Genomic DNA, 10,758 nt, shown 5'->3' with positions numbered 1-10,758 from the left:
CTCTAAAGAGTACTGTTGGTCCTCCTTGCGCAGAAGTCACGACAAAAAGCATCATGATTCTGCACTAAAAGTTTTTCCTGGCAGCCATAGCGATACGGTACCACCTGACTCCATTCCGAACTCAGAAGTGAAACGTATTAGCGCCGATGGTAGTGTGGGGTTTCCCCATGTGAGAGTAGGACACTGCCAGGTCCCATTAAGAAGAACCCGCCTAACGGCGGGTTTTTTGCTTTAAATAGAAGCCGCTACACTTTTATGTATACGTGCTAACAGAATTTAGTAAAGTTGATAGTAACCAGCTTTACGCAGTAAACGCTACTGCAAACCAGTTTTTCCTGGCAGCCATAGCGATACGGTACCACCTGAAACCATTTCGAACTCAGAAGTGAAACGTATTAGCGCCAATGGTAGTGTGGGGTTTCCCCATGTGAGAGTAGGACACTGCCAGGTCCCATTAAAAGAAAACCGCCTACCGGCGGTTTTTTTGCTTCTGGAAGAAACAAAATAATAGGGTCAGAGTCAGAACTCTGCCCCCATTTAGTTAGAAGTGGTAGGAGTATGACAAGTTTAGGAAGTCTAGTCCTGGGTTGTCGTTATTAAAGCCACCATTTGAAAAGTGCATATAACGCAGGGCAACGTGTTGCTTCTTATTGATCTCTACAAACACGCCCAATCTGTCTTCAAATTGGTAGTTAGAGCCAATATCTTTACCTGCCACTTTTTGATCGCCAATGTAGCTTGCGCCAATACCTGCTTCTATATATACAGGATACTTGTCATATAGTGTGGATATCTGTTTCATAAAAACAGGCGTCAGTGACGCGCCATAGCTTGTACTGTGCGTATCGTTCTCGCCATATTCCCAAACAACCGCACTAACTTCCCAGTAAAGCTTTATGTCGCCAAACCAATCTGTAGCTAATGTTTGTTCAAGCGGTCGGTATGCGAAGCGCATACCGTCAATGTCATCGAATCCATGCATGTAGTCAACGCTCACGGTTTGCCGTGCTTGTGCTGTAGTCGCAGTAAAAGCGATAAAAAAAGAAAATAAAAGTAATGTTACCTGTTTCATAATTGCTCCTTGATCTGCTAATCAATAAGCAAAATGTTTTCCATCTGATAAAATTACTTAATATCAGTGGTTTATTTTTTTGGGGTTTCTTTTTATACCGATAATCGTGTTATTTACTGACTTTGTGGAAGATTTACAGAGGAGACCAAAGCATGTTGTCTCGAAGTTCTTGCTCTTTCATTAATTGTTTAATTAAGTGCTTCGTCTCTTCGATACCGTATTTTTCTTTTATCTTATTTATAGTTTCAGATTTTGAATGTAAAAACGCATTTAGCTCTTCAATAATGTTGGGGTATTTAAGCGTAGACAGTGAAAACGAGACCGCATTGTGGGGAAGGGTTAAATCAGCGCTAAATGGCCCAACTTGAGGGTGTCGGCGAATAATATGTCGGGCTACGTTATACTCAATGTCCATAGCATCCACTTCGCCATTGTGAAGAAGTGATAAGCCTTCGTATACGCTAGCAACAGTAAAAGTATTTACGGTACCTTCACTAATTTGCTTCTTCCACTTCACCGGTGAAAAACCATCAGGAATAACAAGTTTTCCGATGCTACTAACGCCCTTATTTGTGTTTTCAGGTTTGATTAATGTTACTGAAAACGTCTCGATTAAAGGGGGAGAATAGATTTTATTAAGGTTATACGTTAACGAGTTGTTCCATCGAGGGTTATCTGGAAAAACAAAGTCAACGTTGCCTTTTTTCAGCTCAATTTGAAGGCGTTTAGCTGGCATACTTAGATAGACAAACTGATGTCCGCTTTGTTTGGAAAATGCTTCAAGGATGGCCCAGCCCAACCCTTTTTCATGTTTTGAAGAAAAGTTGTAGTAAGGATCGTACGCAATATTTTGAGCGCCTACGATAAAGGTTTCGGCCTGAATGGCAGGGGTAAAAAGTGCCAGCGCGAACAAAAATGATCTAACATGTCTTAAACCGTTCACCCTACTTCCAAACCTCTTCAATTTCTAATCCTTGTTGCTCTAAAAGTTGTTGAAATAAACGCTCAGTGTCTGTCATTTCATATTTGGCTTTTATATTAGCAATTAATTCTGGGTTTGAGGACATGAAATCATTGAGTTCAGTAATAATATCTTGGTGATAAAGCGTAGATAAAGAAAATGGAATGTCATTATGTGGAAGCGTCAAATCTAAAACAAATGCGTCTTGCTCAAAATAATAAGGCGCAGAATGCTTATTGACAAAATATTCCAAGTCGAGCGCATCCACACGTTCTTGATACACCAAGGTTAGCCCTTGTTGGATATCTTTAACCCATGTGATATCTGTACTCTGATTATCTATTCGCACTTGCCAATTTACAGGTGTAAAACCTAACGGCATGGCAAGGTGTTTTATATTATCTATGCCTTGGCCTGCGTTTTCCCGCTTTACGATAGTTCCTGTTAATGCGCGTGTTATTGGCGCAGAGAAGTATTTTTCTTTAGAGGTTGTAATACTGTTATACCAGCCTCTATTGTCAGGATATACAAAGTCTACATTACCTTTAGCTAATTCAAGCTGAAGTCTTCTAATTGGTAGACTTACGTAAACAAATTTGTGCCCGGAAGCTTCAGAAAAAGCTTCTAATATTGACCAAGCTACACCTTTATCAACCGTAGATGAAAAATCATAATGAGGGAAATATGCTAAGCTCTGTGCACCGATAATGTATTTCCCTGCGCTTATATTAATACTGGCCAAACAGCCACATAAAAGCGCAACCCATCGCTTCATGTTAAACCCCAAAATAATAACTAAAATTTACGATATGCATTTGACTGATATGGTTGGCGATCCTAATGAAGCCAATCATTACAAAAAATATAGCTTTTTTTTAGTATACATTAGACTATAAGTACCAAGGCGTTAAACCCCTAATGAAAGTCTCGCGAATTGAGCGAAATACTTTCCAGCCAGGGTGTTCTATCGATAAGTTTGCCGGCAATAATATGAATTACCCCCTCTTTAGAGCGTTCAATAATACCGTTAACTTGCAGAAGCTTTGCTTTTAAGAAAGTCTTTTGCTGAGCGCGTGCTGTGGCTTGCCAGACAACCACGTTTATATTGCCAATGTCGTCCTCTAATGTAAGAAAGGTAACGCCTGCGGCTGTACCAGGGGCTTGACGTCCGGTCACGGCACCTAGCACTTTAACTACCGACTTATTCTTCTTGTTAATAAGCGTGTTAGACCAGCTGATATCATTGAGTTTATGCTGGCGTTTAAGCAGCGAAATAGGATGGTTGTTAACTGACAAACCTGTCGATGCATAGTCTTCGAGTAAATTTTGCGCATCTGATGGTTTATTTTTTAAAGGCGAATAGCCTTGTTTAGTATTCACCTCTACAGTGTCGAAAAGCGGCAGGCGTGTTTGCGTGTCCATTATTCGCCAGCGTGTTTCGTAGCGGTTGCCGGAAATAGTGCGAAACGCATCGGCGCTCGCTAGCGCCTCTAGCTCGTTACTTTTAATCGATAAATGCTGAATTTGCTCTATATGGGTATAGCCTGCTGCCGGGCGGTTTTTCACAATCTTGTGTGACGCTACTTCACTTAACCCTTTAATCAGCTTAAGCCCTAATTGAATATATTTATCTTCACCCTTGGTAACTAAAGTGTGCTCAGTGTCTGACTTGTTTACACAGGGGGCTTCTACATAAATATTGTGTCGCTTCGCATCTTGAACTAACTGTGACGGCGTATAAAAACCCATTGGCCAGCTGTTTAATAACGCTACGTAAAATTCCACGGGAAAGTAAAACTTTAGCCAGCAAGACACATACGCTAATACTGCGAAAGACGCTGAGTGAGATTCTGGAAAACCATAACCTGCAAACCCTTTAATTTGTTCAAACAAGTTATGTGCAAACGTACTGTCGTAGCCTTTATTCGTCATTCCTTTAATTAACTTGTCTCTAAACTCGAAAATTCTGCCATCTTTTTTCCAGCTCGCCATTGCGCGGCGTAGCTGATCGGCTTCCCCTCCGCTAAACCCTGCGGCTACCATGGCTAGCTGTATAACTTGCTCTTGAAATATAGGTACTCCCATGGTGCGCGACAGAACTTTTTCAACTTCTTTTGATGGGTAGCTAATAGTTTCATTGCCGTGCCGGCGTATTAAATAAGGATGTACCATATCCCCCTGAATTGGGCCTGGTCGTACGATAGCTATTTGCACTACCAAGTCGTAATAACGGCGGGGTTTAAGCCGCGGAAGCATAGACATTTGTGCCCGCGATTCTATTTGGAAAACCCCAACGGTATCAGCGCGACATATCATGTCGAATACTTGCTTGTCATCGCCAAGCTTGGTGATAAAAGGAATGCTTGTCTCGACGGGGTATTGCTTATTGATTAAGGAGAATGCGCGGCGAATGGCGCTTAACATGCCAAGGGCCAGAACATCTACTTTTAATAAGCCAAGGGTTTCTATATCGTCTTTATCCCATTGAATAATAGTGCGCGCTTCCATTGCTGCATTCTCTACAGGAACTAGGTCATACAGGGGCCCAGCACTAATTACAAAGCCGCCTACGTGCTGCGATAAATGTCGGGGCGTTCCTAATAGCGCTTCAGTTAAGCTAATTAGCTGCTGTACACGTTTTTCTTCAGGGTTTAACCCAAGGTCTGCCAATTGGGACTTCCAAGGAATAACGCTGTCCCGTCGGTTTATTTGTTTAACCACAAAGTCTAGCTGAGACTCGCTAAATCCAAGGGCCTTCCCTACATCTTTAAACGCTGATTTAAAGCGATAGCAGATAACAGTAGCTGCAATTGCAGTTCTTTCTCTGCCATATTTTTTATAGATGTATTGAATAATTTCTTCTCGGCGTTGATGCTCAAAATCTACATCAATGTCTGGCGGTTCATTACGCTCTTTGGAAATAAACCGCTCAAACAGCACGCTAATTTGCCTTGGGTCGACAGCGGTTATTTCTAAACAATAGCAAACCACCGAATTAGCGGCTGAGCCTCGGCCTTGGTATAAAATGCGCTGCTGTTTGGCAAATTGAACAATGTCGTAAATCGTTAAAAAGAAGTACTCATACTCTTGCTCAGCAATCAGCCTGAGTTCTTTTTCTATTGTTTGCCTTATCTCTGACGTAATGCCTTCAGGGAAGCGAATCTTAATGCCTTCTTCCACGCGCTCTCTTAAATATGAGGTGGGTGTATAGCCTTCAGGCACAAGTTCAGCAGGGTATTGGTAGCGCAACTCTTCTAAAGAGAAGGTAAATTGTTGGGCAAGGCTATGGGTATTAGCCAGCCACTTTTCAGGATAAAGCTTTTTGATTTTATGGGTTGTACGCAAACTACGCTCTGCATTGCTTAGCGCTTCTCTTCCTATCTCGTGTACGCTGGTGTGCACTTTGGTGGCGTGCAAAATATGCTGTAACGGTAGTCTATCTGCATGATGCATTAATGCACCAGTACAGGCGATGACAGGAAAAGCGTAGGTAGACTGTAAGTGATTATAATGCGCAAACCTATGATGGTCACGCCCGTCTAGCAGGCGTTGCGCGCCGATAAAGGCGTCTATATTGGGGTGTTTCTGTAGCCACTGTGCCCAATACTTATCCTCATTCACCTCACCGCTAGGCAGCCAGATGAATTTACAGTGGCGAATGGTGCGTAAGTCCCACTCGGCAAGCTGATACTCCCCTTTTTCAGAGCGTCTTCTGGCGTTAGTGATAATACGGCACAGTTCGCTGTAGGCCGCTTTGTTTGGGCACAGCAATACAAAAGATAATGTCTTATCAAATATGAAATAGCTGCCTACGATAAGCTTAATGGGCAACCCTTGGTGTGTAATTTCATCGAAAGCGCGTACCACTCCTGCCACTGAGCATTCATCGGTTATTGCTATAGCCTCATAACCAAGAAAAGAGGCCGTGGTTACTAGTTCTGCTGGGGAAGAGGCGCCGCAGAGAAAGCTATAATGGCTTTGGCAAAAGAGTTCACTGTACTTCATGGTATTGCCTTATCTTAAGCGCTTAGGGCTAACAAAAAATACCTTGTACCCACCAGTGACTTTGCGCATCTTTAAACACTAAAAGCCTTACACTTTGAGGCGTTTGCGCTATAAAGTAGTCACGGTTTGTAGGGGTATCTCGCCACCACTCGCTATGCAGGCGTACCGGTCCGAAGCATATCTGTGATGGTTGAATAAGCGGTTTAGGCGCTTCAAAGGTGAAGGTTGGGGTGATATCACTGCCGTAGGAATAGCCACTGCCGTTTGGTTCTGACACCGTCATATATTCAAACTGGTGGCTATTGGTAGCGCAAGGCTGAAAAGTACTGTGATCGCCTAACTTAGCGTTTAGGCGACCAATTAGTTGCTTTTGTGCCACATCGTTAAATCTATCGCTAAAAAAGTCGCCATTGTTGCTATCTATTTCTTCAAACTGTTGGCACCGAACGCCAATGGCGGTGGCCGGTTCCGGTAACTCAAGGTTCTCTGTTTTAAGTGTGAATAAAGGTAGCCAGCTTTTAACGGATGCCTGAGGAAGCGCAGAGCGGATATTAATATCCAAAACGGGTGCTTCTCTAAAATGAATATGCACACTTATACTGGATGTGTATAAGTTTCTTGCGCGTAAATAGTGCGATAAGTGCTCGAACTGGTGGGTCACAAAAGGGGTTAGGTGTTGTGTATTTTCTATATCAAAAGGTAACAGCGTAAAATTATCGAAGTGCTCTAGCGGCCTAAACAGCGTAACCCGAGGAAAGGTCTCCCCCCTAAGTGCGGTAAGGTACACAATCGTATTATTGTCAAAGCGCTTGCCTAGCTCTTGAACTGGCATTGCCAGTAACTCATGTACACGAGTAATACCTACTCTGGTCAGTGATTCTATAACTTTTGACGCAAGCGCCGTGGTAGAAAGAGGGCAAGCACCAAGCGCCTGTTTAATTTCTTGTTGCGCATGTAAGTAGGTATTGTGTTTGTGAAGCGCAAGTACTTTGGCGGCTTCTATTGTCCATGCACTAGCGAAATGGTAACGAACATTGGCCTCAAATAACGCCTGAGTTAATGTTTTCCAGAGTGCCTCATGACCGCCATAATAGTGACTGAGATTATCTAACCTTATAGCCAAACCATCAGGAGCGTCTAGCACAATATCAGACGCCAACGGATAAAGCCTATGCGCCAGCTGAGTTAGCATATGTTTTTCATTTTCTTCATTGAAAGGCAAAATGTGTACATAAGGGCACAGCGCAGCCGCTTGAGCTAACCCATGACCTATTTCAATACCTTCTTTTTTCGCAACCTCGTTACATTGAATTATTTTGCTCGCTTTACTGCTATACACAGCTACTGGTGTACTTAAAGGCAGCGATGAGTCTGCACTGCTATCAAGTTGCCCAGACACTTTGCTATTCAACGTTTTATTGTTAGTTGCTTGATTGTGGCCATCAAGAGTGAGTTGATAGCAGTGAATATAGGCCCACAGCATGGTTAACTCACAGAGTGGAGCGCCTGATCGGAAAGCGTATTGTGTGCCATCGCCCATTTGATCGCTCGATTGTCAGGTGTCCACTGATGGGATATAACAATGTTATCTTTAGGCCAACCATGGCGCTGCTTGCGTATGCTTATTGACAAGGTGTGCGGCTCCCCTAACAAAGCGAGATCTAAAGCAATCGGTAAAGCACTAGCGTTGGTATTTTGCTGTGATATACGCTGTTGCTGTGGCGTATAAAGTAAGCACAATGCATCGTTATGTGTTGCGGCTACCTGTAAACGTCGCGCTGCTTTTTGTCCTACGGCATTGCTCCATAACACTACACAATGACAGGCGGAGCTTTTTAAACATTGCTCTGCCGCCCACAATGACTCTTGCTGTGAGCTTGCCTTTACTACAAGCACTTGCTGCGCGTTTAACCCTAAATTTTCTAACCAAGGTGACTGTAACAGCCCTGGTGGGTTAATAAACACGACAAGTTTATGCGTGCGGTGCCCACAGATAACCTCTTTGAATAACGAAAGTTCACCGACCCCCGTTAATGAAGCTATACGTACAAGGCCAGTAGACGCAACGCCTCCGTTAAGCGCTTTATCGAGATGCGGAAAGCCTAGTGAAAACTTTGCTTCACTTTGCTTTTTTTCTCTGGCCCGCCAGATATGCGGGTGGTTGTTAAGCACAGATAACGGTTTGTTCATGACACTCAAAATAAACTGTATTTTTATACAGTATTATAGTGCAGCAAAAAGCCTTTTCAAGCCAAAAGGCTTTCGCCCCATTGTTTTGAATGCTAACTCACTGATTAGTTTGAAAAGGTAGAAGATTAAACTTTGAAAAATGGGAGGAAGAGTGGCTAAGGGTGCTAACCTTTGCAATGCATGAAAGATCAACACCCTAGCACATAGGTAATGCAGTAATAATGTAAATTAAACCGCGGAGTTTTAGCGCTACCCTTCAGCTGTCGGCGTTTTCGTTGGTTTTGCTGTAGTGCCATTTACCGTTGCTGTAACCATTTGGCAAAAGGCAATAAAACCATCCGCGGTATTTTTTGACCATACCATGCGTACATTGCTAGGCAGCGCCTTTACCACCTCGCGAATGTCTTCAAGGCTAACTACTTCGTTAAGCAACGCCTTATTCAGCGACTCTTCTAGTGACATACCCTTCTCACAGCACGCCATAATAATGGTCGAGAAGTTTTGCATTAGCGGGTGTAGCGCTTGGTACTGAACCTGATCGATAAGACGACTTTTATAGGCACTTTCAATACGTGATGTTAGGTTCTTTTCTAATGCATCTGTAACAAGAACCAAGTTGCGATAAGCATAAGTCACCTTACTATTCGTTTGCTTATTCGAGTGGCGCAACAGCGCCAACTCTTTCTGTAAGTTCTGCGCTCGCAGCACAAAGTAAATTAAAAACAGGATGAGTAATCCAATAACACCAAATGCAACGATCATGTTTATTTAGCCTTTTGTTCTTCTATAAACGCATCGATATGTTGTTCTAAAATGAATAGTGGAACCGAGCCATTTTCTAAAACAGCGCGGTGGAATTTGCGAACGTCGAAACGTTCTCCTAATTCACTTTCTGCTTTTTCTCGTAGCGCTTTAATTTTGATTTCGCCAATTTTGTAAGACAGCGCTTGCGCGGGCCATGAAATATAGCGGTCAATTTCCGTATTCACGTTATGCTCAGAAAGGGCAGTATTTTCCATCATATAATTTACGGCTTGCTGGCGGCTCCAGCCCATAGTGTGCATGCCAGTATCAACAACTAAGCGGCATGCGCGCCACATTTCATAGCTTAAGCGGCCAAAGTTGTCGTAAGGCGTTTCATAAATACCGGCCTCAATACCCAAAAACTCAGAGTACAGGCCCCAGCCTTCACCAAACGCTGAAATATAAGTATTACGACGTACCATTGGTAAGTCTTCAAGTTCTGCTGCCAGTGATATCTGAAGGTGATGACCCGGCACGGCCTCATGTAATGTTAGCGCAGGTAGTGCATATAAAGGGCGCTTATCAAGGGCATAGGTATTTACCCAGTAATAGCCTGGTTGATCATCGCGGCTAGGGTGGATGTAACGGCCCGTGGTGTACTTAGGCGCAATGGCGTCAGGCACAGGAGCAACGCCGTAGGGCGTTCGCGGTAGATATTCAAATAATGAAGGCAGCTTAGCGTCCATTTTCTTGGCAATAAACGACGCTTCTTTTAATAAGTCTTCTGCGCTGGTGGCGTAAAACTGAGGGTCTTTGCGCAAAAAAGTGATGAAGTCGTTAATCGTACCATCAAAGTCAAGTTCATCTACAATTTGTTGCATTTGCGCGCGGATGCGTTTGACTTCTGACAGCCCCAGGTCGTGGATTTCTTGGGGCGTCATATCAGTAGTCGTATAATGCTTTGCGCGATTGGCGTAATACGCTACGCCATCAGGCCAGTTATTGGCAGCAATATCTTCACGAGCATTAGGAATATATTCATTCACCATAAAGTCGTAAAACGCTTGATATGCGGGAAGGACACTCGTGTTTATCGCTGCTTTGCCTTGTTCAATTAATGCTGACTTTTGTTCGGCAGTAAAGTACTCAGGAAAGCGGGTAAACGGAGAATAAAAACCACTGTCTTCGGCATTTTCTACAATGTATGACGCCACCGAATTTTCAAACCCTTCAAGCACCACTTTAGGCTGCGTATAGCCCTCTTTTAATGCCTGCTTCATATATGTTATCTGCTGATCAAAGTAGTCATGTAAAGCATTTAAGCGGCTAATGTAAGCTTGATAATCTTCCACGCGCTTAAATGTGGACACGTTCGGTAAAGATGCCATGGCACCGTGAAAACCGTATTCAGAGTTAATGGGCACTAAATGAGAGCGATAGGTGTATTCATCTACATAGTTAGCCAACCGGTATTGTTGCATCAGTAGTGCAATATACCCGTCGGTAGAAATGTCTTCTTTTTTGTACTGACTTAGTGCTTTTTGAAATGCACGCCATTGTTCGTTTTTGGCTTTTAATGCTTCAGGTGAAATATCAGGTAAAGCATGTGCTAGTGTGTTATCGCCTTGACGGGAAGCCAATAGGGGAGAAACGGAAAGCTCGTATTGCCAAATGTCATCAAGCAGTTGATACAAGCTTTCATCATTAAGGACTTTTGCCGGTGAACTGGCACTGCAAATTAGTAGTAATGCTGCTAATAGATAGCGATACATAAGGGTCTCCGGTA

The 10,758-nt window shown here is 43.2% G+C and carries 8 protein-coding genes and 2 rRNA genes; 2 read left to right on the top strand and 8 right to left on the bottom strand.

What is annotated here, in order from left to right:
* Positions 1–76: 76 nt before the first annotated feature.
* Together rrf (ACX5J7_RS10030) and rrf (ACX5J7_RS10025) are read left to right on the top strand one after the other, a co-directional pair.
* Positions 77–192 (top strand): 5S ribosomal RNA (gene rrf / locus ACX5J7_RS10030).
* Positions 193–334: 142 nt separating this feature from the next.
* Positions 335–450: ribosomal RNA gene (rrf, locus tag ACX5J7_RS10025) — 5S ribosomal RNA — on the top strand.
* A 91-nt stretch (positions 451–541) separates the two neighbouring features.
* Here rrf (ACX5J7_RS10025) and ACX5J7_RS10020 read toward each other — a convergent pair.
* The 8 genes from ACX5J7_RS10020 to ACX5J7_RS09985 all read right to left on the bottom strand — a co-directional run bounded on the left by ACX5J7_RS10020 (position 542) and on the right by ACX5J7_RS09985 (position 10,744).
* On the bottom strand, positions 542–1,072 hold the full coding sequence (locus ACX5J7_RS10020) for an acyloxyacyl hydrolase (RefSeq protein WP_012516556.1): 531 nt from the start codon (positions 1,070–1,072) through the stop codon (positions 542–544).
* Positions 1,073–1,205: 133 nt separating this feature from the next.
* Positions 1,206–2,015 (bottom strand): substrate-binding periplasmic protein, encoded by an 810-nt coding sequence (locus tag ACX5J7_RS10015; RefSeq protein WP_012516557.1) that lies wholly within the window; start codon positions 2,013–2,015, stop codon positions 1,206–1,208.
* 1 nt (position 2,016) lies between these two features.
* Entirely contained in the window at positions 2,017–2,808 is a 792-nt protein-coding gene (locus tag ACX5J7_RS10010) for a transporter substrate-binding domain-containing protein (RefSeq protein ID WP_015065850.1), read from the bottom strand.
* Between the two features lie 140 nt (positions 2,809–2,948).
* Positions 2,949–6,038, bottom strand: a complete 3,090-nt coding sequence (locus ACX5J7_RS10005; protein ID WP_474376258.1) for an error-prone DNA polymerase — start codon at positions 6,036–6,038, stop codon at positions 2,949–2,951.
* A 28-nt stretch (positions 6,039–6,066) separates the two neighbouring features.
* A complete protein-coding gene (locus ACX5J7_RS10000; RefSeq protein WP_278384397.1) occupies positions 6,067–7,578 on the bottom strand; it encodes a Y-family DNA polymerase in 1,512 nt (503 codons plus the stop codon).
* Positions 7,524–8,228: a recombinase A gene (locus tag ACX5J7_RS09995; RefSeq protein ID WP_015065854.1), complete on the bottom strand. Its 705-nt coding sequence runs from the start codon at positions 8,226–8,228 to the stop codon at positions 7,524–7,526. The genes ACX5J7_RS10000 and ACX5J7_RS09995 overlap by 55 nt, the downstream gene beginning before the upstream one ends.
* A gap of 249 nt (positions 8,229–8,477) precedes the next feature.
* A complete protein-coding gene (locus ACX5J7_RS09990; protein WP_278384395.1) occupies positions 8,478–8,990 on the bottom strand; it encodes a hypothetical protein in 513 nt (170 codons plus the stop codon).
* 2 nt (positions 8,991–8,992) lie between these two features.
* Complete coding sequence (locus ACX5J7_RS09985) at positions 8,993–10,744, bottom strand: DUF885 domain-containing protein (protein ID WP_012516564.1); 1,752 nt, start codon at positions 10,742–10,744, stop codon at positions 8,993–8,995.
* Positions 10,745–10,758 lie beyond the last annotated feature (14 nt).

It is taken from the genome of Alteromonas infernus (assembly GCF_902705815.1).
Note: the sequence above shows the minus strand (reverse complement) of the source record. Positions and strands in the feature narration are given on the sequence as shown.